The sequence below is a fragment of the Kitasatospora sp. NPDC059646 genome, from assembly GCF_042734615.1.
Taxonomy (GTDB): domain Bacteria; phylum Actinomycetota; class Actinomycetes; order Streptomycetales; family Streptomycetaceae; genus Kitasatospora.
In genome coordinates, this window is the sequence record NZ_JBHWDS010000008.1 from 166,676 (window position 1) to 188,968 (window position 22,293).

The following is a 22,293-nucleotide window of genomic DNA, read 5'->3' on the forward strand; positions in this document are numbered from 1 at the left end:
GTGGACGACGCAAGAAGGAGGGTTGTGCGGGGGTGGGTGATTGGTGGGGTGGGTGGTGCGGGCGGGGTGGGGGGTGCCTGCGGCGCGGGGGTGCGGGGGGTCGGTGGGGGCGACGCGAGAAGGACGGGTGGCCGGGGTGGGGGATCTCGGTGGGCGGCGCGGGGGCTCAGGGGGTGGGTGGGGTGGCGAGGCGGAGGAGGGAGTCGGTGAGGGCGGGGGTGGCGAGGGTGGCGGTGAGGTCGCGGACCAGCTGGGCGGTGGGGCCGTCGGGGCGTTCGGCGGCGAAGAACTCGGCGAGCAGCGCGGCGAGTTCGGGGTCGCGGGTGGCGGCGACGGCGAGCGCGGCGACGAGTTCCTGGACCAGGTGGAGTTGCAGGGTCTCGGCGGGGACGGGCTTGTCGGCGAGCCAGTCGAGGGAGCTGATCTCGGCGTTGGCGATCCAGGCGCGGACGGTGCGGCGCAGGGTGGGGCTGGGGTCGGGGAGGCCGAGGTGGCGGAGGATCTGCTCCTGGGCGGCGCGCCGGACCTGGTCGATGACGGCGTCGGCGTCCGGGCTGGCGGCGACCGAGCCGCCGCGCAGCAGGGCGGTGAAGCCGGCCGCGTGGGACTGGACGAAGTCCAGGTAGCGGCCCATGACGCGGTGGAGGCGTTCGGAGAGCGGCCCTTCGGCGGTCTCCTCGAAGCGTCCGGCGAGTTCCCGGCCGGCCCGGCGGAGGGCCTCCTCGTAGAGGGCCTGCTTGCCGGGGAAGTAGTGGTAGACGAGCGGGCGGGAGGCGCCGGCGGCGGCCGCGATGTCGTCGATGGAGACGTCCTCGGGGGCCCGGTCCGAGAACAGTTCGAGGGCCACCGCGATGAGCTGTTCGCGGCGTTCGTCGACGGTGAGCCGCCGCCGGGGGGTGCGGGCGGGCTGCTGTTCCCCCGCGCGGGGCGCCACGGACGGCGTACGGGAAGCCATGCGGCCCACCCTAGTTCGTCGGGGGCGGCGCGGGACAGCACGGACGGCGGCGGTCAGCCGGTGGCGCGCAGTTCCAGGTAGCGGCGCCAGGCCTCCCGGCCGTCCGGGACGAACTCCCAGGTGGCGAGGCGCTCGGCGAGTTCGTCCTCGGTGAGCCAGTCGTACCAGGCGATCTCCTCGGCCTGCGGGGAGACCGGGCCGTCCCAGTCGGCCTCGTGGACGTCGGACCACCAGCTGAACCGGTCGCCGTCGGTGTAGCGGAAGCGGAACAGCGGGCGGGTGCGGATGCCGGTGACGCCGAGCTCCTCCTCGGCCTCGCGGACGGCGGCGTCCCGGTAGCTCTCGCCGGCACCGACCACGCCGCCGACGAAGCAGTCGTGGGCGCCGGGGGCGAACGCCTTGGTGTCGGTGCGGCGGTGGGTGAAGATCCGGCCCTGCGGGTCGCGGACCAGGACGAAGACGCAGCGGTGCAGCAGGCCGTCGCGGTAGACCTCGGAGCGGGGCGCGGTGCGCAGCACGCGGTCCTGTTCGTCGACCACGTCGACGAGTTCGTCCAGCGGGGCGGCGGACGGGGCGGGCGGAGGAGTGTCCATGCCGCCATTCTGGCCCTGGACGGCGGCCGGCATCACCCGAAAGAGTTGGTATACGGACCGGTGTGGCCGGGAAGGCCATGGACGGACCGTCAGTCACCGTCCCCGGGAGGACCGTTGAAGTACCGCGCCACCGCTCTGTCCCTCGCCGCCGCCCTGTTCGCGCTGGGCGCCGCGCTGCCCGCTGCGGCCGCGCCGGCGCCGGCCTCGGTCCGCTCGGGGCTGGACTGCACCACCTGGATCCACAACAACGACCCGCTGACCGGCGGGGTCGACTGCACCAACAACACCGACGCCCCGGTCACCTTCCACGCCGACATCGTCTGCGGCCTCGCGCCGGACGTCACGGGCAGCTCGGTGACGGCCCAGCCCGGCGAGACGCAGGAGTCGTCCGGCCACTGCGCCATCTACTCCTCCGGCATCGGCCACATCGGGTGGACGGTGGAGTAGCCCGCGGAGCGGCCGCGAGCCCGCCGGGCCCGGGCCCCGCCGCAGGTCGCGGCGGGCGGTGTCTATGGTGGACGGGTGGAGATCCAGGGATTCACGGCGGACGGGTTCGAGCCGGTCAGGGCGGCTTTCGCGGGCAACTTCCGGGAGTACGGGGAGCTGGGCGCGGCGTTCGCGCTGTACCTGGACGGCCGGAAGGTGGTCGACCTGTGGGGCGGTGACGCCCGGCCGGAGGTCGGCGCGCGGCCCGCGCCGGCGGTGGCCTGGGAGGCAGGAACCGCGCAGGTGCTGCGCTCGGTCACCAAGGGGCTGACGGCGTCCGCCGCGCTGCTGCTCGCGCAGCGCGGGCTGCTCGACCTGGACGCCCCGGTGGCCGCGTACTGGCCGGAGTTCAAGCAGGCCGGCAAGGAGCGGATCCCGGTCCGCTGGCTGCTGTCGCACCAGGCGGGCCTGCCCGCGCTGGACGTGCCGCTGCGGATCGAGGACGTGCTGGCGTGGGACCCGGCCGCGGCGGCCGTCGCCGCGCAGGCTCCGGCCTGGGAGCCGGGCACCGCGCACGGGTACCACCCGCTGACCTTCGGCTGGTTGGTCGGCGAGGTGGTGCGCCGGGCCGGCGGCCGCAGCGTCGGGCAGTACTTCGCGGACGAGATCGCCGCCCCGCTCGGCCTGGACCTGTGGATCGGGCTGCCCGCCGCCGAGTCCGGCCGGGTCGGCCGGCTGGTCGACCTGCCCGCGCCGGAGGCGGCCAAGGCCGGCCCGGGCGGGATGCGGATGCGCCCCAAGCAGTCGGTGCTGGACGCCTACCGGGACCCGCTGTCGCTGACGGCCCGTTCGTTCGGCTCGGTGCGCAGCAGCGTGGACCTGAACGACCCCGCGGTGCAGGCCGTCGAGGTGCCGGGTGCGGGCGGCATCGGCACCGCCCGTTCGCTGGCCCGGTTCTACGCCGCGCTGATCGGCGCCGCCGACCGGGCGGACGCGCCCGGGCAGCGGCTGCCCGCGCTGTTCGAGCCGGCCACCCTGGCCGAGGCGGCGGGCCCGTCGGTGCACGGGCCGGACCGGGTGCTGATCGTCAACACCACGTTCGGCCAGGGGTTCTTCCGGCACGGCGGCACCTCGCCGATGGCGTCCCCGGCGAGCTTCGGGCACCCCGGCCGGGGCGGCTCGCTGGGCTTCGCCGACCCGGAGTTGGGCATCGGCTTCGGCTACGTCACCAACGGCATGCAGCCGGGCGTCACCGGGGACATCCGCTCGCGGGCGCTGATCACGGCCGTCCGGGAGTGCCTGGCCGGCTGCGGCTGACCGGCCGTTGACGGTTGCTCAGGCCTGGCCGGTCTCGAAGCGGCTGACCCGGCCGTCCGGGGCGACGGTGAAGCGCCAGGCGGTGCGCATCTCGCCCCAGGTGTCGTTGCGGTAGTCGGCGACCAGGGCGCGCCCGCCGGCCTTCTCGGTCTGCACCTCGATGTGTCCGTGCGAGGAGAAGATCTCCCGGTCCACCCAGTCCGCCAGGTCGCGCTCCGAGCCGTCGTCGGCCATCGTGGCGTCCTCGGTGAGGGCGGCGAAGAAGGCGTCCCGGTCGCCGGAGTTGACGGCGCCGAGCAGGCGGCGCACGGCCGGGTCGGAGAGTCTGTCGACGGCGATGGTCATGCTGGTTCGCTCCTTGACGGTGGGTCGGCGGCGGCCGGGCGGCCGCTCTCGGACACTGCTCCGACGTGACCACGCCGGACTGTCGGGCGCCAGCGCTCCTGGGCCGGTCGGAGCCGGTGCGCCACCGGCCCGGGCATGCTTCGGCCCCGGGCGCGTGGCGCGGACCGGGGCCGGAGGGGCGGTGTGGTGTGATGGCCGGATGGGCGGTCGCGCCGCAGCTCGGGGGCGCGGGGCGGCCCGTCGGGCCGTCAGGGGTTCGTCACCACAGCTGCTCCCACCACCAGGCGATCTCCGGGTAGGGCGGCGGGGTGAGCCGGCCGTCGGCGGGGCGCTCGGCGCGCTCGGCGGTCGGAATCACGCCGGGGGTGCGCTCGGTGTAGCGGGCGGAGGTGAATCCCCACTCCAGGTTCCCGCTCACCAGGTTGGACAACTGCTGGATGTAGCGCCGCAGTTCGGGCCCGGACCGGCGTGACGTGCGGTCCGCGAGGCGGAGGAAGAGGCACATCGTGCGGTCGTGCAGGGCGGCGGTCTCCAGCAGGGCCTGTTCTCGTTCGCAGCCCAGATGTCGCTGCAGGGTGTCGACGATGTTGCTCTCCAGGGCCCCGTGGCTGTCCTCGCGTTTGTACGAGTAGACGTCGGCGGCGACCAGGACCAGGAACTTGGCGGCCTCGGTGAGCGCGTGCACCCGCGGCGAGTCCAGCTGGGACTGCGGGACGGAGGTGCGCTCGCAGACCTCGATGATCTCGATGCAGGACCGGCTGCCGCGGTCCAGCGGCCCTATCGTCAGGTACTCGGACAGCGTCATCGCGCGGCCCTCCGCGCGGAACGCGGTGATCGTGGCGGCGCCCATGAAGGACTCCAACTGGCTGTCCGCCCACCGCTTCACGGCGACCGCGGGGGCCCAGTCACGGGCCCGGCGGAACACGTCGCGCACCGATGCGACGTAGATGTCCGACTCTTCCGGATGGGAATCCGCCGAATTGATAACGGCGAGTAGCGTGGCTGCTATCGTGAGTACACGGGAGGGGTCCCGGCTGAGCCGGCCGGTGTCCCACTCGTCGTCCAGCGTGAGCATGCTGCACAGCCACTGCGAGACCAGCTCCAACCCCGTGATGCCTTCGGCGTCCTTGGCGATCCGGCAGACGAACTCGTGTGCACCGATGGCCAGGAGGCGGCGGCGGCGTTCCGCGTCCCCCATGAATCCCATCGAATCGAGCCAGAGTTCGGTGCTCTTGCCGACTGCCTCGTGACCGGGGTGCAGGGTCGACGGAATGGGGCAGAAGAGCGGGGGTATGGCGGCCAACGTGTCTCCAGAGCGGCCTGGCGGCCTGTGTGCTGGTGTGTCGAGTCTGTCGGGCTCGGGCCCGGCGTCGGTCTTCCCCCACAAAGATCGAATACACCCGTGGACCCGTAAGAATTACCCTAACGGGTCGTCAGATGACGTCGCCTTGAAGAGTTTTGCCCTTGACCAGGCGATCTAATCCCGCTGCGGGGCCGCAGCCTGCGTGAACGCCGCCCGCGCGGCCCGCGACGGCGCTATGGTCGGGAACTGAGTGCGGGAAGGCGAGTCGGAGGGACGGACGTGGCCGAAAAGCAGAGCGGGCCGCAGGACGAGGCGGCGGCCGGCGGAAGTGCTTCCGCCCAGCGGCTGTGGGAGCGGGACAGCGAACTCCACTCCGCCGAACAGGCCGTGGACAAGCTGTGCCGGGAGTTCGCCGCAGGCGGCACCAAGATCGGCGAACTGCTGCTGTTCGCCGGCCCGGCCGGCATGGGCAAGACCACCATGCTCGAACAGGTCCGCCGGATCGCCGGCGCCCGCAAGGACTCCACCGTGCTGTTCGCGCGGGGCAGCGAGCGGCAGAAGCGGGAACCGTTCCGCGTGCTGCGCCAGTTGCTGCTGCCGGTGCTCGGCGGCCTCGGCCAGGAGGAGCGCAACGAGGTCTTCGGCAACTGGTACAACATCGTCGCGCCGGCCGTCGGCCTGGCCCCGCCGTCCGACGAGGTCGAGCGGCTCGACCCGCAGGGCGTGCACGACGGCCTGGACTTCGTCATCACCCAACTCGCGCCCCGACGCGCCCCGCTGGTCGTGGTCATCGACGACCTGCACGTGGCCGACCAGGAGTCGCTGGCCTGGCTGTCCTCCTTCGCGGTACGCGCCCGCGAACTGCCGGTGCTGCTGGTCTTCGCCTACCGCCACGAATTCGACGAGGAGGCCCGCCCGTTCGTCCAGCAGATCGAGGAACGCGCCGAGCGCCGCCACGAGTTGATGCCGCTCAATCCGCTGTCGATCGCCGAGATCGTGCACAGCGAGTTCGCCGACGCCGACGACGCGTTCTGCCGCCAGGTCTGGGCCGTCACCGCCGGAGCGCCGTTCGACACCGTCGCGCTGCTGCGGGAGGTGCGCGACCAGAAGCTCGAACCCATCGAGGAGAACTCGCCCCGGCTGCGCGACCTGGCCGCGGCCGCCCGCGGCCAGGGCCGCGACTACTGGCTCGACAAGCTCGGCCCGACGGTCATCCAGTTCGCCTGGGCCGCCGCCCTGCTGGGCACCGAGATCAGCGAGGAACTGGCCGCCGCGATCTGCACCCAGGGCCCGGCGCAGGCCGCCCAGTCGGTCCGCGAACTGCGCCGCCTGCGCGTCCTCACCAGCCAGCCCAACGGCAAGCTGGAGTTCGTCCACCCGCTGATCGCCACCTCCATCTACCAGTCGATCCCGGCCGCCACCCGCACCGGCATGCACGGCATCGCCGCCAGCGCGATCGAGGACCGCGGCGGCTCGCTGCTCAGCGCCTTCCGCCACCTGCTGGAGACCCACCCCGGCGAGGGCGACGACAACATGGTCCGCAAGCTGCGCCGGGCCGCCGCCGAGAACCTCGCCATCGGCGCCCCGACGCCGCCCGCCGCTGTCTGGAGCGCGCCCTGGCCGAGCCGCCGGACATCGACGACCGCGCCGAGGTGCTGTACGAACTCGGCTGCGCCGCCCTGCTCACCGACCCCGAGGCGACCGCCAACCAGCTGCGCCGCGCGCTCGACATCGAGGACGGCCTCAGCCCGGACCTGCGGGTCGAGGCGGTGTTCCGGCTCTCCGAGGTGATCGCCCACGGCGGCGACCTGAACGGGGCCGCCGCGCTGTGCCTGGCCGAGTCCGAGCGCACCCCCGAGGGGCTCGGCAAGGTCCGGCTGCTGACCGCCCACCTGCTGTACACCGCCCTCCAGCGCGACGAGGACAACGGCCCCGAGCGGGCCCGCCGGGTCGCCGAACTCGCCGCCCAGGTCGACGAGGAGAGCGAGGCCTCCCGCCCGGTGCGCGCCCTGCACGCCTGGGACCTCACCCTGAAGGGCGGCTCCAGCAGCGAGGCGCTGCGCGCCGCCGAGGACGCCCTGGTCAACGGCCGGCTGGCGCGCAGCCTCGGCTGGACCAACACCACCTGGAACTTCGAACTGCCCGCCCTGCTCGGCCTGTGCTTCGCCTACAACGACGAACTCGCCCGCGCCGAGAAGCTGTTCAGCTCCGCCATCCTGGAGTTCGAGATCGCCGGGTGGAGCGGTGCGCACCGCGGCTTCGCCTACTTCCTGATGGGCTTCGCCCGGCTGCGGCGCGGATTCCTGCCGGAGGCCGAGGACTTCCTGCGCCGCGGCCTGCGGATCGCGGACCGGATGGGCAGCGGACTGCCGTTGCAGTGGAACCTGGTCGGCTCGCTGATCGACACCCTGCTGGCCCGCGGCCGCGACCGGGAGGCCTGGGAGATCGCGCAGAAGTACCGGTTCTCGCCGCCGTACCACCAGACCGCGCTGGTGCTGCCCGACGTCGCCACCATCTACGGCAAGCTGCTGATCTCGCGCGGCGACTACGACATGGCGGTCGAGGTGCTGGCGGAGACCGGCATGCGGCTGGACAAGCGCGGCTGGCGCTCCACCGTGTACGCCCCGTGGGCCGGCTACCTGGCCGTCGCGATGGCGCACCGGGACCTGCCGTCCGCCCGGAAGAACGGCGACGACGCGGTCGCCCGGGCCCGGGAGTCCGGCTCGCCGTCCGCGATCGGCAGCGCACTGCGGCTGGCCGCCAGCGTGTGGGAGGGCACGCACGCCGTCGAACTGCTCCAGGAGGCCGTCAGCTGGCTGGGCCGTTCCCCGGCCAGCTACGAGCACGCGCACGCGCTGGTCGACCTCGGCGCGGCGCTGGTCCAGGTCGGCCGCAGCCTGGAGGCCGCGGAACACCTCTACCAGGGCATGGAGTTGGCGAAGCACTGCGGCGCCGACGGGCTGGAGATCCGGGCCCGCAACGTGCTCGCCTCGTCCGGTCTGCAGCCCAGCCGGGCGCTGGTGCCCGCGAAGGTGACGCTCAATCAGCAGGAGCTGGAGGTCGCCGAGCTGGCCGTGCAGGCGCTGCCGCCGCAGCGGATCGCCGAGCAGCTGCAGCTGCCGGTCTCGGTGGTGAAGCAGCGGTTGGCCGCCGTCCACCGCAAGCTCGGCACCGGTCCGGAGGGCCTGGCCGACGCCCTCGGGATGCCCACCGACGGCCCGGGGCAGTCCGACTGACGGCCCGCCGGACGCCCCGGCGCGCGGGAGCGGGTCACCGCCCCGCCCGCCGGGGCGGGCTACGCTGGCCGAACAGGGTGATCACGAACCGAGGAGCAGCCCATGACCGCGCCGGCCCAGCCCACCGAGGTGGAGCGCGCACCGTACGACCTCTCCGGGGCCGGCATGGGACTGGAGCGCTGGACGCTGCGCTCCGACCGGATCGAGGCCACCGTCATCACGCTGGGCGCGGCGCTGCACACCCTGACCGCGCCCGACCGGGACGGCCGGCCCGCGCAGGTGCTGCTGACCAGTGAGGACGTCGGGACCCTGCTGGGCCCGGCCAAGCACTACGGCGTGACCGTCGGCCGGTACGCGAACCGGATCGCCGGCAGCCGGATCACCCTGGACGGCGAGGAGTTCCCGCTGCTGCCCACCGGCAACGGCGTCACCCTGCACGGCGGCCCCGACTCGTTCTCGCACCGGGTCTGGCACGCCGAGGAGATCCCCGGCGGGGTGCGGATGCACCTGCACTCGCCCGACGGCGACCAGGGCTTTCCCGGCGCGCTGGACGTCTGGACGGACTTCACGCTGAGCGGTGCCGACCTGACCATCGCCTACCGGGCCGTCACCACCCGGCCCACCGTGGTCAACCTCACCAACCACGCCTACTTCAACCTGGCCGGCGAGGGCCGCGGCGACGTCCTCGGCCACCTGCTGACCCTCGACGCGGACGCCTTCACGCCGGTCGACGAGCAGCAGGTCCCGTACGGACCGTACGAGCCGGTGGCGGGCACCGCGTTCGACTTCACCAGGGCCCGCCCGATCGGCGAGGGGCTGGCCGAGGGGCACCCGCAGTTGAAGCTCTCCCGCGGTTACGACCACAACTGGGTGCTGCGCGAGCGTCCGGCGGACGGCCCGCCGGTGCGGGCGGCACTGCTCGCCGACCCGGGGAGCGGGCGCACCCTGGAGGTGCTGACCACCGAGCCGGGCCTGCAGGTGTACACCGCGAACGGCTTCGACGGCAGTGTCACCGGCCCGTCCGGGACGGCGTACGGCCCGTTCGCGGGCGTCGCGCTGGAGACCCAGCACCACCCGGATTCGCCGCACCGGCCGGAGTACCCGTCGACCGAGCTGCGGCCCGGGGATGAGTTCCGGTCCAGCACGGTGCTGCGGCTGGGCGTCGCCGGCTGACCGGACGCGTGCGAAGGGCCCCGGGAGCGACCGCTCCCGGGGCCCTTTCTGCCTGGTCGGAGGGGATGGGGCTGCAAGGAGTTTCCGCAAGGCCACGGATGGTCAAGACGCGCGGTGGCAACTCTAAGGACACGTCGACGTAACGATCGGCTGCAAGTTGCAGAAACTTGCTGCAAGGACTTTCAGTCGTGCTCGCCCCGCTGTTACGTTCCTGGTCAAGCCCGACGGCCTGCAACGGCGCAGTCGGCTGGGACAGCCATTATGCGCCGTCCTCCACCATCTCGGGCACCCCCACCTTTCTAGGAGTTTCCATGCGGCGTGGCATCGCGGCCTCCGCTCTCGTTGCGGCTCTTGCGGTCACTCTTGCGGCCTGCGGCAGCAGCGGCTCCGGCTCGGACGCCAAGGGCGACGGCGGACCGGTCACCATCACCTACTGGGACACGTCGAACGCCACCAACGAGGCGCCGAACTACCAGGAGCTGGTCAAGAAGTTCGAGGCCGCGAACCCGAACATCAAGGTCAAGTTCGAGAACGTGCCGTTCGACCAGGCGCAGAACAAGCTCCAGACCGCGATGGGCGCCAAGGGTGCGCCGGACGTCTTCCGCTCCGAGGTGGGCTGGACCTCCGCCTTCGCCAAGGCCGGCTACCTGGAGCCGCTGGACGGCACCCCGGCGCTGACCGACGCCTCCGTCTTCCAGCCGTCGCTGATCCAGCAGGCCAAGTACTCGGGCAAGACCTACGGCGTCCCGCTGGTCACCGACACCCTCGCCCTGATGTACAACAAGGAGCTCTTCGCCAAGGCCGGCATCACCGCCGCGCCGACCACCTGGGACGAGCTGAAGGCCGACGCCGCCCTGCTGAAGGACAAGGCGGGCGTGGACGGCTTCTGGCTGAAGGCCGCCGACGGCTACTACGCCATGCCGTTCCTGTACGGCGAGGGCACCAACATGGTGGACGCCGCCGGCAAGAAGATCACCGTCAACTCGGCGGACGCGGTCAAGGCCGTCGAGACCTACAAGTCGATGTTCACCGCCCCCGGCACCGTGAAGGCCGACGTCACCACCGACGCCTACGCGCACATGATGGACGCCTTCAACAGCGGCAAGGTCGCGGCGATCATCCAGGGCCCGTGGGAGGTCACCAACATCTACAAGGGCGCCGCCTTCGCCGACAAGAAGAACCTCGGCATCGCGGCCGTCCCGAAGGGCGCCTCCGGCAAGGGCGGCGCCCCGACCGGCGGCCACAACGTCTCGGTCTACGCCGGCTCCGACGCCGCCCACAAGGCCGCCGCCGAGAAGCTCGCCGCGTTCCTGACCTCCGCCGAGAGCCAGACCTTCCTCGCGCTGAAGAACGGCACCCTGCCCACCCGCAGCGACGCCTACACCGCCGAGGTCAAGGCCAACCCGGGCATCGCCGACTTCCAGGCGATCCTGACCTCCGCCCAGCCGCGCCCCGAACTGCCCGAGTACGCCTCGCTGTTCGGCTCCTTCGGCACCAACCTGGGCAAGATCGTCCAGGGTCAGTCCGAGACCAAGGCCGGCCTGGACGCCACCGCCACCGACTACGCGAAGCTCCTGCCGGACTTCAGCAAGTAAGTCGGAAACAGTTCGCCCGGCCCACACCTGACGGTGGGCCGGGCGCGCCCCGTCAGACCCACAGCAGAAGTCGCCGAGGCAGGCGGCGGACCTCCCGGAGAAGGTGTCAACCCATGGCAGTTGCGGTCGTTCAGCGCATCAAGCTGTCGTACTCGAAGTACTGGTACGCGTACGCGATGATCGCGCCGGTCGTGGTCGTCCTCGGCGTCCTGGTCGGCTACCCGCTGGTCCGCGGCTTCTACCTGACCCTGACCAACGCCACCAGCCTCAACGTCGGCCGGCAGATCGGCGTCAACCACATACCCGACAGCTTCGACTTCGTCGGGCTGGACAACTACGCGGACGTGCTGTGGGGGCCGACCGCGTACGACCGCTTCTGGTCGCACTTCATCTGGACCGTCATCTGGACCGCGATCTGCGTGTTCCTGCACTACAGCATCGGCCTGGGCCTGGCGATGCTGCTCAACCGCAAGATGCGCGGCCGCAGCCTGTACCGGCTGGTGCTGATCCTGCCGTGGGCGGTGCCGACCTTCGTCACCGTGTTCTCCTGGCGGCTGATGCTCGCCGACGGCGGCGCCGTCAACGGCCTGCTGTCGATGCTGCACCTGCCCGAACCCGGCTGGCTGTCCGACCCGCTGGCGCAGAAGTGCGCCGCGATCCTGGTCAACACCTGGGTCGGCGTGCCGTTCATGATGATCTCGCTGCTCGGCGGCCTCCAGTCCATCCCGGCCGAGCTGTACGAGGCCGCCGAGATGGACGGCGCCAGCGCCTGGCAGCGGTTCCGCTACGTCACCCTGCCGGGCCTGCGGACCGTCTCCTCCACCGTCGTCCTGCTCGGCGTGATCTGGACCTTCAACCAGTTCGCCGTCATCTTCCTGCTGTTCGGCTCCGGCGCTCCCGACGCGCAGATCCTGGTCACCTGGGCCTACCGCCTCGGCTTCGGCCAGCAGCCCGCGGACTACGCGCAGTCCGCGACCTACGGAATCCTGCTGCTCTCCATCCTGATCGTCTTCACCACCTTCTACCGCCGCTGGCTGGCCCGGAACGAGAAGGCCAACGGATGAGCACGGCGGCCGAGTTGAACCCCAAGGACCACGACCAGGCAGGTAGCCCCATGACTCTCACCGCCGACCGCCCCGCCACCGACGCAGCGAAGCCCGCCGGACGACCCGTCAAGGTACGGGCGCGCGGCGAGTCCTCGACGCTCGCCACCGTGCTCTCGCACGGCACGCTGATCCTCGCCAGCCTGGTCGCCCTGTTCCCGGTGCTGTACATCGCGTACATCTCGCTCGGGCCGGACGACATGGACTACCTGCACCCGGCGAAGATCATGGACAAGGCCACCCTCGCCAACTACGGCCGGGTGCTGGGCGACACCGACTTCCTCAGCTGGTTCGGCAGCTCGGCGATCGTGGCCGGCGGCACCACCCTGATCGGCGTGCTGATCGCCGCCTCCACCGGCTACGCGGTCTCCCGGATGCGCTTCCCCGGCCACCGCCAGCTGATGTGGACGCTGCTGGTCACCCAGATGTTCCCGATCGCGGTGCTGATCGTGCCGATGTACTACATCCTGTCCAACCTGCAGATGCTGGACAGCTACACCGGCCTGATCCTGGTCTACTCCGCCACCACCGTGCCCTACTGCGCCTGGCTGCTGAAGGGCTACTTCGACACCATTCCGGTCGAGATCGACGAGGCCGGCCGGGTCGACGGGCTCTCCCCGTTCGGCACCTTCTGGCGGCTGATCCTGCCGCTGGCCCGCCCGGGCCTGGCGGTCGCCGCCTTCTACTCCTTCCTCACCGCGTGGGGCGAGGTCGCCTACGCCTCCACCTTCATGCTCTCGTCCAGCAAGTACACGCTGGCGGTCGGCCTGGCCTCGTTCGTCAGCGAGCACGACCACCAGTGGCAGCTGATGGCCGCCACCTCGGTGCTCATCGCCATCCCCGCCGCGGTCGTCTTCTACCTGGTGCAGCGCCACCTGGTGACCGGCCTGACGGCCGGCGCCGCGAAGTCCTGAACCTCCGTCACCTTCCACAGCACCCAAGGGATGACTGTCCAATGACCCAGAACCTGGCCGACGCCTCCCGGCCCGCCGCCGTTCCCGCCGCTCGGACGACTGCTGCGACCACCGGGGCCTCCAGAGGCGGCTGGTGGCGGGACGCGGTCATCTACCAGGTGTACCCGCGCAGCTTCGCCGACGGCAACGGGGACGGCATGGGCGACCTGCCCGGCATCCGCAGCCGCCTGCCCTACCTGCGCGACCTGGGCGTGGACGCGGTCTGGCTGTCGCCGTTCTACGCCTCCCCGCAGGCCGACGCCGGCTACGACGTCGCCGACTACCGCGCCGTCGACCCGATGTTCGGCACCCTGCTGGACGCCGACGGGCTGATCCGCGACGCCCACGACCTGGGCCTGCGGATCATCGTCGACCTGGTCCCCAACCACTCCTCCGACCAGCACGAGTGGTTCCAGCGCGCGCTGCGCGAGGGCCCCGGCTCCCCGCTGCGCGAGCGCTACCACTTCCGCCCCGGCAAGGGCGAGAACGGCGAACTCCCGCCCAACGACTGGGAGTCCATCTTCGGCGGCCCGGCCTGGACCCGCAGCACCAACCCCGACGGCACCCCCGGCGAGTGGTACCTGCACCTGTTCGCCCCGGAGCAGCCCGACTTCAACTGGGACAGCCCCGCGGTCGCCGACGAGTTCCGCTCCATCCTGCGGTTCTGGCTCGACATGGGCGTCGACGGCTTCCGGATCGACGTCGCCCACGGCCTGGTCAAGGCTCCCGGCCTGCCCGACCTCGGCAGCCACGACCAGCTGAAGCTGCTCGGCAACGACGTCATGCCGTTCTTCGACCAGGACGGCGTGCACGCCATCTACCGCAGCTGGCGCAAGATCCTCGACGAGTACCCCGGCGACCGGATCGGCGTCGCCGAGGCCTGGACCCCGACCGTCCAGCGCACCGCCAACTACGTCCGCCCCGACGAGCTGCACCAGGCGTTCAACTTCCAGTACCTGGGCACCGACTGGGACGCCGGCAAGCTCCGCGAGGTGATCGACCTGTCGCTCGACTCGATGCGCCCGGTCGACGCCCCCACCACCTGGGTGCTGTCCAACCACGACGTCACCCGGCACGCCACCCGGTTCGCCAACCCGCCCGGCCTCGGCACCCAGATCCGCACCGCCGGCGACCGCGAACTCGGCCTGCGCCGGGCCCGCGCCGCCACCCTGCTGATGCTCGCACTGCCCGGCTCGGCGTACATCTACCAGGGCGAGGAGCTCGGCCTGCCGGACGTCACCGACCTGCCCGACGAGGTCCGCCAGGACCCGTCGTTCTTCCGGCAGGCCGGCCAGGACGGCTACCGCGACGGCTGCCGGGTGCCGATCCCGTGGTCCGGCACCGAGGCCCCGTACGGCTTCGGCCCGGTGGCCGGCGGCCCCAGCTGGCTGCCGCAGCCCGCCGGTTGGGCCGACCTGTCGGTGGAGGTCCAGACCGGCGACCCGACGTCCACGCTGGAGCTGTACCGCTCCGCGCTGGCCGTCCGCCGCGCGCAGCCCGCGCTCGGTGCCGGCACCGACGTCGAGTGGCTGGCCGCCCCCGAGGGCGTGCTGATGTTCCGCCGGGACGCGGCCGAGGGCTCGTTCGTGTGCACCGTGAACACCACCGGCGAGACCGTCGGCGTTCCCGCCCCCGGACGGCTGCTGCTGTCCTCCGCGCCCGTGGCGGAGTCCGGGACCGTCGAACTCCCCGCGGACAGCACCGCGTGGTGGGCGGTCTGAGGTGGTTGCAATAGGCTCTGGGATCGTGACTACGGCGCGACTATCCGACATCGCGGCGCAGGCGGGGGTCAGTGAAGCCACCGTCAGCCGCGTACTCAACGGCAAGGCGGGCGTCTCCGCGACGACCCGCCAGACGGTGCTGGCCGCGCTGGACGTGCTCGGCTACGAGCGGCCCACCCGGCTGCGCCAGCGCAGCGCCGGGCTGATCGGCCTGATCACCCCGGAGCTCAGCAACCCGATCTTCCCCGCGCTCGCCCAGGTGATCGAGCAGGTGCTCAGCCGGCACGGCTTCACGCCGGTGCTGTGCACCCAGACCCCCGGCGGCTCCACCGAGGACGAACTCGTGGAGATGCTGGTGGAGCGCGGCGTGGCCGGCATCGTGTTCGTCTCCGGACTGCACGCCGACACCACGGCCGACCACGACCGGTACGCCAAACTGGCGGGCCGCCAGGTCCCGTTCGTGCTGATCAACGGCTACAGCGAGAAGATCGCCGCACCGTTCATCTCCCCGGACGACCGGGCCGCGATGTGGATGGCCGTCCAGCACCTGGTCGAACTCGGCCACGACAAGATCGGGCTGGCGGTCGGTCAGAAGCGGTTCGTCCCCGTGCTGCGCAAGATCGAGGGCTTCACCGCCGCGCTCCAGCAGCTCACCGGGCGCACCGCGGAGGAGGCCGCCGACCTGATCCACCACACCCTGTTCAGCGTGGAGGGCGGTCACGCCGCCGCCCAGGCGCTGCTCGACAAGGGCTGCACGGCGATCGTCTGCGGCTCGGACATGATGGCGCTCGGCGCGATCCGCGCGGTGCGCCGCCGGGGCCTGTCGGTGCCGCAGGACGTCTCGGTGGTCGGGTTCGACGACTCGCCGCTGATAGCGTTCACCGAACCGCCGCTGACCACGGTCCGGCAGCCGGTCGAGGCGATGGCCACGGCCGCCGTCGACGCCCTGCTGGAGGAGGTCGGCGGAAACCCGGCGCAGCGCTCCGAGTTCATGTTCCAGCCGGAACTGGTGATGCGCGGTTCCACCGGCTCCGGTCCGCGCACCTGACCCGACCGGTGCCCGACCCGCGGCCCCCGTTCCGCCCGGAGCGGGGGCCGCGGGCGCGTTCAGCCGTAGAGCTGTTCGATGTCCCGCCGGTAGGCGGTGCCGACGGCCTGCCGGCGGACCTTCAGCGACGGGGTGAGCAGGCCCCGTTCCTCCGTGAAGTCGCCGGACACCACCCGCACCCGGCGGATCGACTCGGCCCGCGAGACGGTCGAGTTGACGGCCCGCACGGCCTCGGCGAGCGCGGCCAGCACGGTGCGGTGCAGCGGGACGGCGGTGCTCACCTCCGGCGCCGCCCCGGTCTCCGCCCCGCCGCCGGGGGCCGGCGGGCGCTCCTGCAGGAAGCGCTCCACCGCCTCCGGGTCGAGGGTGAGCAGCGCGCCCACGTACGGCCGGCCGTTGCCGACCACCAGGCACTGGCTGATCAGCGGGTGGGCGCGCAGCCGGTCCTCCAGCGGGCCGGGGGAGACGTTCTTGCCGCCGGAGGTCACCAGGATCTCCTTCTTGCGGCCGGTGACGGTCAGGTAGCCGTCCTCGTCCAGCCGGCCCAGGTCGCCGGTGGCGAACCACTGCTGCCGGACCGGCCGCCCGGCCCCCGACTCGTAGTAGCCGTCGAAGAGCTGACTGCCGCTCAGGAACACCTCGCCGTCCTCGGCGACCCGCACCGCGCTGCCCGGCACCGGGGGCCCGACGGTGCCCGGGCGGGGCCGCAGCGGCGGGTTCACGGTGGACGGGCCGGTGGTCTCGGTCAGCCCGTAGCCCTCGTACACCAGCACGCCCGCGCCGGCGTAGAACAGCAGCAGCTCCGGGTCGATCGAGGAGCCGCCGCTGATCGCGTAGCGGATCCGGCCGCCCATCGCCTGCCGCACCCGGCGGTACACCAGGGCGTCGTACAGGCCGTGCGCCAGCCGCAGCGACAGCGGCGCGTGCGGGCCCTCCCCGGCCAGCGCGGCGAGTTCGGCGCGGGCGTAGCGCACCGCGACCGCGGCGGCCCGGTCGAAGACCCGCGCCGCGCCCTTGGCCTGCGCCTCGGCCCGGCCCAACTGGTGGATCTTCTCGAACAGGTAGGGCACGCCGACCAGGAAGGTGGCGCCGAACGCGGCCAGGTCGGGCCGTAGTTCGTCGGGCTTCAGGGACGGGCTGTGGCCGATCCGGATCCGGCCGTACACGCAGGTCACCTGGATCATCCGGCCGAGCACGTGGGCCAGCGGCAGGAACAGCAGGGTGGACGGCTCCTCGCCGGTCGCCGCGCTGAACACCGGCTCCAGCATCGCGTGGCAGTTCGCCGCCTCGGTGAGGAAGTTGGCGTGGGTCAGCAGGCAGCCCTTGGGCCGGCCGGTGGTGCCGGAGGTGTAGATCAGGGTGGCCTCGCTGTCCGGGCCGAGCGCCTCCCTGCGCCGCGTCAACTCGGCGTCCGGGACGGCCCGTCCGAGCTCACCGAGGGCGCCGACGGCGTCCTCGTCCAGCCGCCACAGCGGCACCGTGCCGCCGGTGCGGGCGATCGCCACGGTCAGCACCTCGGCGGTGGCGGCGTCCTCCGCGACGGCCAGCACCGCGCCGGAGTCCCGGACGATCCACTCGGCCTGCTCGATCGAGGAGGTCGGGTACACCGGGACCAGGGACGCGCCGGCCGCCCAGGCCGCGAAGTCCAGCAGCGTCCACTCGTAGCGGGTGCGCGACATCAGCAGGATCCGCCCGCCGGGCCGCACCCCGGCCGCGACCAGGCCGCGGGCCGCGGAGGCGACCTCGTCGGCGAACCGGCGGGCCGTCACGTGCTGCCAGCCGCCGTCCGGCCGGCGTCGGGTCAGCACCTCGGCGTCCGGGGCTTCCCGGGCGTTGCGGAACGGCAGGTCGGCGAGGCTGCCGGCGTCCGGCGGCGGGACGAGGTGGGGGGTGCGGGCCTCGACGACCCGGCCGCCGGAGCGCAGGACTTCGACGGGGGCGCGGTCGCGCAGGTGTTCGGCGCGGGCGGCACGGGCGAGGGGGTGTGCCATGGCGAACTCCCTTGGAGGGGGGTGGGGTCCGCCCAGGGTAGGGACTCGGCCGCGAACTTACTAGACGGTAAGTTCCTTGCAAGTAACAGAGGTTGGTCGAGCCTCCGGACTCAGCCCTGCTCGGCGTCCGGCGCCGGACCGGCGAACCGCTCGCCCTCCCGGCTCCCGCCGGTCCGCGCCTCGGTGCGCCGGCCGGTGGCCAGGAAGTCCCGCACCAGCAGCTCCACCGCGTCCTGCGGGCTGCTCACTCCCAGACGCATCATCACCTCCAGCGCGAGGTCCGCCTCCAGAGTGATCGTCAGCTTCGCCATCGCCACGCTCCCCGGTCCCGATGAAGTGCTTCCGGCCGAGGATAGGCCGCTGCCCCGGAGCCGACCAGGGTCTCCGGGGCAGCGGCGCTCACGGACCGGCGTCCGTCACCTCGCGAGGGGCGGGATCAGACGCGACCGGCGAAGTCCGGCGCCCAGTTGGCGATGGTCATGGTGCGCACGCCCGCGCTCGGGTTGGCGGCCTCGACGTACTTGCCGTCGCCGACGTACAGCGCGACGTGGTAGACGCCCGAGTTGGCGCCGTTGTTCGACCAGAACAGCAGGTCGCCCGGCTGCAGGCTGTCCAGCGAGACGCGGGTCGCGTAGTCGGCCTGGTCGGCCGCGACGCGCGGCAGGCTGATGCCGGCCTGGCGGAACGCCGCCTGGGTGAGACCCGAGCAGTCCCAGCCGCCGTTGCCGGTGCCGCCGTAGATGTACGCCTGGCCGACCTTCGACAGCGCGAAGTCGATCGCGGCGGCCTTCGAACCGGTCGCCTTGGTGGCGGTGGCGGTGGTCGCGGTGCTCTTGGCGGTGGTGCTCGGCTGGGCCGCGGCGGTGCTCTTGGCGGTGCTCTTGGCGGTGCCGGAGGACTGGCCGCCGGAGCGGTCGCCCTTCCAGTTCGAGCCGTTGGACGAGGACTTGGCGGCCGGGGCGGACTGCCGGGCCGGGGCCTCGGCGACCGAGACGTTGCCGAGCGCGAGCTGCTGACCCGGGTAGATCACGTCCGGGCCCTCGGTCAGCACGTCGCGGTTCAGCTCGTACAGCTTCTGCCAGCCGCCCTCGACGTGCTGGCGCTGCGCGATGGTGGACAGCCAGTCGCCCGCCACCACGGTGTAGCTGCCGGCGGCCCGGTCGGCCGCGGGGGCGCCCTGCTCGGCCTGGCGGCGGGTCTGGCCCTGGTCCTGCCGGCGCGGCTTCGGGGCCGGCGCCTGGGTCTGCTGCTGGGCGGTGTCCTGGGCCGGCTTGGCGGCGGGGGCGGCCGGCGCGGCGGTGTTCGCGGAGGTGTCGACCTGCGGGGCGGCGCCGCCCTTGGTCAGACCGGCCTGGATCGAGCACACCGGCCAGGCGCCGGGGCCCTGCGAGGCCAGCACCTTCTCGGCGACGGCGATCTGCTGGTCCTTGGTGGCCAGGTCGGCGCGCGCGGCGTACGCGGTGCCGCCGAACTCGGCCCAGGTGGAGGCGGTGAACTGCAGACCGCCGTAGAAGCCGTTGCCGGTGTTGATCGACCAGTTGCCGCTGGACTCGCACTGGGCGACCTTGTCCCAGGTGGCCACCGAGGCGGCGGAGGCGGTGCCGGCCGTCAGGCAGGGGATCGAGAGGCCGATGCCCACGACACCGGTGGTCGCGATCAGACGGCGGGCGCGCTTGGCGCTGATGGGCAGCATGAAGATGCGTTCCTCTCCCACGCCTGCGAGGTGAGCTGTCGGATTCGGGCCGGAGTCGCCCGGCCGCGCACACCTGTCGGCGCGCACGGCTTCACCCCAAGCCCCGGACCGGTCCGTGGACCCGCCCAGGGCGACTTACCTGGTTCCCCCGCCCCTGCCGCGGTGCGTCTCGCATCAGCCGGCCCACCCGGCGGCAGGACTCGGCGTTCCGGGTGAGCTGGGTCCGTGTGTCCACGAACGTGGGCAGGAGATTAAGCGGATTTAAGGATGATTCGCAAATGCCTGTGACGGGCATCACCGGGCCCGAAAAACGCGATCAAGGAATTCCGGACGAACTCCGCTGTGAATGGCGAGAACTGGGCGCACGTCAGGAATTCGACGATCTTGAGTCCGATTTGGGGTGTTATGCAGCGGCGTGCGGGAGTATTCACCCCGCTGGGCGTTTTGATCACGGGCAGCGGGGACGTTTTGCGGGTGAATGTCCCGCTCCGTTCCGGCGGTTGCCCGGCCCGCCCGCACGGCCGCGGAATTCCGGCACCGGCCTGACGGTACGTCATAATGCTTAACCCGCGCGGAAGTCGCGCATTTCCGTCCGGCCCGCCGCCTATGCTGCCCCCGACGATTCGGAGTCCCTGCACGCGTTCGGGAGGCGGCCATCGTGGAGCACTGGGAGAACGGGCGCCACCGGCGGCCGCCGATCGGACGGCGGCGGATGCTGACCTGGCTGGCGGTCGGCACCGTGACGGCGGTCGGCGGGGGAATGGTGCTGCGCCAGTCGCTGGCCGGGGCGGCGGAGGAGGCCGCCCCGCCGCCGCCCGGCGCAGGGGCGACGGGCCATCAGCACCCCCGCGCCGTTCCCGCCGCCTCCGGCCCGCAGCCGACCCCGCCCCCGCCGCCGGTCGACGAGAGCGGGCGCACGTGGTCGGACGCCAAGGGCTGGGGCGGCAAGGTCCCCGGTCCGGGCAGCGCCGTGCGGATCACCGACCGGGTGGTGCTCGACACCGACGCCCGGGTCGGCTCGCTGCTGATCGACACCGGCGGCTCGCTGGTCTTCGCCAAGGACAGCTCGCTGACCCTGGAGAGCGGCGGCAACGTCGAAGTCCGCGGCACCCTCGCACTCGCGCCCGACCAGGCGCACACCCACACCCTGCGCTTCCCCGACATCGACGAACGCCGCTTCCGGGGCGGCGGCACGACCGTCGTCGACACCGACACCGGCCTGTGGGTCACCGGACACGGCTACCTCCGGCTGGACGGCGCGCCCCGCACCGCCTGGGTGCGCGCCGCCGCCGACCTGAAGCCCGGCGACACCGTGCTGCGACTCGCCGCCGCCCCCGAAGGCTGGCAGCCGGGCGACGAACTCGCCGTCACCCCGACCGCCCCGCCCGACGCCGAGTCCTTCTCCACCTCCTACGACCTGGTGACGGTCCAACGGATCGACGGCCGCGACGTCGCGCTGACCGCACCGCTCCAGCACGCCCACCCGCGGGTCGGCGTCGGCGGCGGCGCGACCTTCGGCGCCGAAGTGCTCAACCTGACCCGCAACGTCCGGGTCGAAGGCACCGAACAGGGCCGCGCCCACGTCCACCTGACGTCCAGCCGCCCCGCCGACGTCCGGCACGCGGCGCTGCGCCGGCTCGGCCCGCGCACCACCGGCAAGGACACCTGGAACGGGCAGCCCGTCACCGAACCGGTGCTCGGCCGGTACGGGCTGCACTTCCACATGCTGCTCGACACCTCGCGCGGCACCGTGGTCGAGGGCGTGGTGGTCCGCGACAGCGGCAGCCACGCGTTCGTGCCGCACCACAGCCACGGCATCACCTTCCGCGGCTGCATCTCCCACAACACCTGGGAGGACGCGTACTGGTGGGACGGCCCTCTCGACACCCGCACCCCGCAGGGCCCCTCCGACGACATCGGCTACCTGGGCTGCGTCGCCTCCCGCACCGTCTTCGAACCCAACCCGCGCGGCTACCGGCTCACCGGCTTCAGCCTGGGCGCCGGCACCGGATCGACCGCGCGGGACTGCGTGGCCGTCGGCGTGCAGGGCGCCACCGGCGCGTCCGGGTACGAGTGGCCGGAGACCGCCGAAGGGGTGTGGACGTTCGAGAACTGCCTGGCGCACAACAACCTGGAGAACGGCGTCTTCGTCTGGCTGAACGCCGAACACCACCACACCGTCACCGGCTTCGTCGCCTACCACAACGGCGGCTGGGGCATCGAGCACGGCGCCTACCTCAACGACTTCGACTACACCGCCTCGGTGCTGTACGGCAACGCGGCCGGCGGCATCGCCGTGCACGCGCTCGGCCGCGACAAGGGCACCGTCTTCGACGGGCTGCTGATCGACGCCGCCGGGCACTCCGACTACGCGGTGGCCACCCTCAAGCACCAACTCGACGGCGAGCAGGTCACCCTGAGCCGCAGTCGGCTCACCGGCTACCGCAAGGCCGGGGTGGCGTTCCGGGCCACCTCCGACGGCAGGCCCGACGACATCGCCGTGCTGGACTGCGAGTTCGGCGACGGCCCGGAACTCTGGCTCGACCCGGAGGCGCCCGCGCCCAAGCAGATCCTGTTCCGCAAGGCCGGCCAGTCGGGGACGGTCGCGCTCGGCAAGCCCGGCCCCGGACTCGCCCCCGGGCCGTGGAACGCCGCCACCGCCCCCGCGACCGCAGCCGTCCCGCCCCGTCAGGTCGCGCTGCCCGCACCGAAGCTCACCGACAGCGCGCCCCGCACCGGGCGGGTCACCGGCTGACGCGCCGCGCGGAGCGCTCCGCTGAGGCGCGTCAGCCGAGCGGAAAGCGCGGCGGGCGGGAGCGCGTCGATGCGCTGCTCCCGCCC

The 22,293-nt window shown here is 72.6% G+C and carries 17 protein-coding genes and 1 riboswitch; of the genes, 10 read left to right on the forward strand and 7 right to left on the reverse strand.

Translation table 11 applies throughout. The features are described from left to right. Positions 1–166: 166 nt before the first annotated feature. Both ACFV1L_RS08130 and ACFV1L_RS08135 read right to left on the reverse strand, forming a co-directional pair. Positions 167–955 carry a TetR/AcrR family transcriptional regulator gene (locus tag ACFV1L_RS08130; protein ID WP_380363976.1) on the reverse strand — a complete coding sequence of 263 codons (789 nt, stop codon included), beginning with the start codon at positions 953–955 and terminating at the stop codon, positions 167–169. 53 nt (positions 956–1,008) lie between these two features. Beyond that, on the reverse strand, positions 1,009–1,548 hold the full coding sequence (locus tag ACFV1L_RS08135) for an NUDIX hydrolase (RefSeq protein WP_380363978.1): 540 nt from the start codon (positions 1,546–1,548) through the stop codon (positions 1,009–1,011). 114 nt (positions 1,549–1,662) lie between these two features. Between ACFV1L_RS08135 and ACFV1L_RS08140 the strand changes: the two genes are divergently transcribed. Both ACFV1L_RS08140 and ACFV1L_RS08145 read left to right on the forward strand, forming a co-directional pair. After that, entirely contained in the window at positions 1,663–1,995 is a 333-nt protein-coding gene (locus tag ACFV1L_RS08140) for a hypothetical protein (protein WP_380363979.1), read from the forward strand. A 75-nt stretch (positions 1,996–2,070) separates the two neighbouring features. After that, the gene (locus ACFV1L_RS08145) at positions 2,071–3,291 is read left to right on the forward strand and encodes a serine hydrolase domain-containing protein (protein WP_380363981.1); all 1,221 of its coding nucleotides are present in this window, start codon (positions 2,071–2,073) and stop codon (positions 3,289–3,291) included. A gap of 18 nt (positions 3,292–3,309) precedes the next feature. Here ACFV1L_RS08145 and ACFV1L_RS08150 read toward each other — a convergent pair whose 3' ends face one another. Further along, a complete protein-coding gene (locus tag ACFV1L_RS08150; protein ID WP_380363983.1) occupies positions 3,310–3,636 on the reverse strand; it encodes a nuclear transport factor 2 family protein in 327 nt (108 codons plus the stop codon). Between the two features lie 259 nt (positions 3,637–3,895). Further along, entirely contained in the window at positions 3,896–4,834 is a 939-nt protein-coding gene (locus ACFV1L_RS08155) for a terpene synthase family protein (RefSeq protein ID WP_380363985.1), read from the reverse strand. Positions 4,835–5,218: 384 nt separating this feature from the next. Between ACFV1L_RS08155 and ACFV1L_RS08160 the strand changes: the two genes are divergently transcribed. The 7 genes from ACFV1L_RS08160 to ACFV1L_RS08190 all read left to right on the forward strand — a co-directional run bounded on the left by ACFV1L_RS08160 (position 5,219) and on the right by ACFV1L_RS08190 (position 15,768). Beyond that, entirely contained in the window at positions 5,219–6,730 is a 1,512-nt protein-coding gene (locus ACFV1L_RS08160) for an ATP-binding protein (protein ID WP_380363986.1), read from the forward strand. A 1,547-nt stretch (positions 6,731–8,277) separates the two neighbouring features. Beyond that, on the forward strand, positions 8,278–9,348 hold the full coding sequence (locus ACFV1L_RS08165; RefSeq protein ID WP_380363988.1) for an aldose epimerase family protein: 1,071 nt from the start codon (positions 8,278–8,280) through the stop codon (positions 9,346–9,348). Positions 9,349–9,659: 311 nt separating this feature from the next. After that, a complete protein-coding gene (locus ACFV1L_RS08170; protein WP_380363990.1) occupies positions 9,660–10,943 on the forward strand; it encodes an extracellular solute-binding protein in 1,284 nt (427 codons plus the stop codon). A gap of 113 nt (positions 10,944–11,056) precedes the next feature. Beyond that, positions 11,057–12,007, forward strand: a complete 951-nt coding sequence (locus ACFV1L_RS08175) for a carbohydrate ABC transporter permease (protein WP_380363991.1) — start codon at positions 11,057–11,059, stop codon at positions 12,005–12,007. A 50-nt stretch (positions 12,008–12,057) separates the two neighbouring features. After that, positions 12,058–12,960 (forward strand): sugar ABC transporter permease, encoded by a 903-nt coding sequence (locus ACFV1L_RS08180; RefSeq protein WP_380364016.1) that lies wholly within the window; start codon positions 12,058–12,060, stop codon positions 12,958–12,960. A 41-nt stretch (positions 12,961–13,001) separates the two neighbouring features. After that, the gene (locus ACFV1L_RS08185; protein WP_380363993.1) at positions 13,002–14,720 is read left to right on the forward strand and encodes a glycoside hydrolase family 13 protein; all 1,719 of its coding nucleotides are present in this window, start codon (positions 13,002–13,004) and stop codon (positions 14,718–14,720) included. A 25-nt stretch (positions 14,721–14,745) separates the two neighbouring features. Further along, positions 14,746–15,768 carry a LacI family DNA-binding transcriptional regulator gene (locus tag ACFV1L_RS08190; protein ID WP_380363995.1) on the forward strand — a complete coding sequence of 341 codons (1,023 nt, stop codon included), beginning with the start codon at positions 14,746–14,748 and terminating at the stop codon, positions 15,766–15,768. Positions 15,769–15,827: 59 nt separating this feature from the next. Here the strand turns inward: ACFV1L_RS08190 and ACFV1L_RS08195 are convergent, their stop codons facing one another. From ACFV1L_RS08195 to ACFV1L_RS08205, 3 genes are all read right to left on the reverse strand, one after another. Then, positions 15,828–17,759: an AMP-dependent synthetase/ligase gene (locus ACFV1L_RS08195; RefSeq protein ID WP_380363997.1), complete on the reverse strand. Its 1,932-nt coding sequence runs from the start codon at positions 17,757–17,759 to the stop codon at positions 15,828–15,830. A 110-nt stretch (positions 17,760–17,869) separates the two neighbouring features. Then, positions 17,870–18,070, reverse strand: a complete 201-nt coding sequence (locus tag ACFV1L_RS08200) for a hypothetical protein (protein WP_380363999.1) — start codon at positions 18,068–18,070, stop codon at positions 17,870–17,872. A gap of 125 nt (positions 18,071–18,195) precedes the next feature. Continuing rightward, entirely contained in the window at positions 18,196–19,452 is a 1,257-nt protein-coding gene (locus ACFV1L_RS08205) for a transglycosylase family protein (RefSeq protein WP_380364001.1), read from the reverse strand. A 5-nt stretch (positions 19,453–19,457) separates the two neighbouring features. Further along, positions 19,458–19,629, reverse strand: a riboswitch (cyclic di-AMP (ydaO/yuaA leader). A 481-nt stretch (positions 19,630–20,110) separates the two neighbouring features. Here ACFV1L_RS08205 and ACFV1L_RS08210 point away from each other — a divergent pair. Further along, positions 20,111–22,207 carry a G8 domain-containing protein gene (locus ACFV1L_RS08210; RefSeq protein ID WP_380364003.1) on the forward strand — a complete coding sequence of 699 codons (2,097 nt, stop codon included), beginning with the start codon at positions 20,111–20,113 and terminating at the stop codon, positions 22,205–22,207. Positions 22,208–22,293: the final 86 nt, after the last annotated feature.

Coding starts and splice junctions, on each gene's coding strand:
- ACFV1L_RS08170 (WP_380363990.1), top strand. CDS start 9,660: ATGCGGCGTGGCATCGCGGCCTCCGCTCTCGTTGCGGCTCTTGCGGTC.
- ACFV1L_RS08185 (WP_380363993.1), top strand. CDS start 13,002: ATGACCCAGAACCTGGCCGACGCCTCCCGGCCCGCCGCCGTTCCCGCC.
- ACFV1L_RS08200 (WP_380363999.1), bottom strand. CDS start 18,070: ATGGCGAAGCTGACGATCACTCTGGAGGCGGACCTCGCGCTGGAGGTG.
- ACFV1L_RS08165 (WP_380363988.1), top strand. CDS start 8,278: ATGACCGCGCCGGCCCAGCCCACCGAGGTGGAGCGCGCACCGTACGAC.
- ACFV1L_RS08180 (WP_380364016.1), top strand. CDS start 12,058: ATGACTCTCACCGCCGACCGCCCCGCCACCGACGCAGCGAAGCCCGCC.
- ACFV1L_RS08195 (WP_380363997.1), bottom strand. CDS start 17,759: ATGGCACACCCCCTCGCCCGTGCCGCCCGCGCCGAACACCTGCGCGAC.
- ACFV1L_RS08175 (WP_380363991.1), top strand. CDS start 11,057: ATGGCAGTTGCGGTCGTTCAGCGCATCAAGCTGTCGTACTCGAAGTAC.
- ACFV1L_RS08130 (WP_380363976.1), bottom strand. CDS start 955: ATGGCTTCCCGTACGCCGTCCGTGGCGCCCCGCGCGGGGGAACAGCAG.
- ACFV1L_RS08205 (WP_380364001.1), bottom strand. CDS start 19,452: ATGCTGCCCATCAGCGCCAAGCGCGCCCGCCGTCTGATCGCGACCACC.
- ACFV1L_RS08155 (WP_380363985.1), bottom strand. CDS start 4,834: ATGGGGGACGCGGAACGCCGCCGCCGCCTCCTGGCCATCGGTGCACAC.
- ACFV1L_RS08135 (WP_380363978.1), bottom strand. CDS start 1,548: ATGGACACTCCTCCGCCCGCCCCGTCCGCCGCCCCGCTGGACGAACTC.
- ACFV1L_RS08150 (WP_380363983.1), bottom strand. CDS start 3,636: ATGACCATCGCCGTCGACAGACTCTCCGACCCGGCCGTGCGCCGCCTG.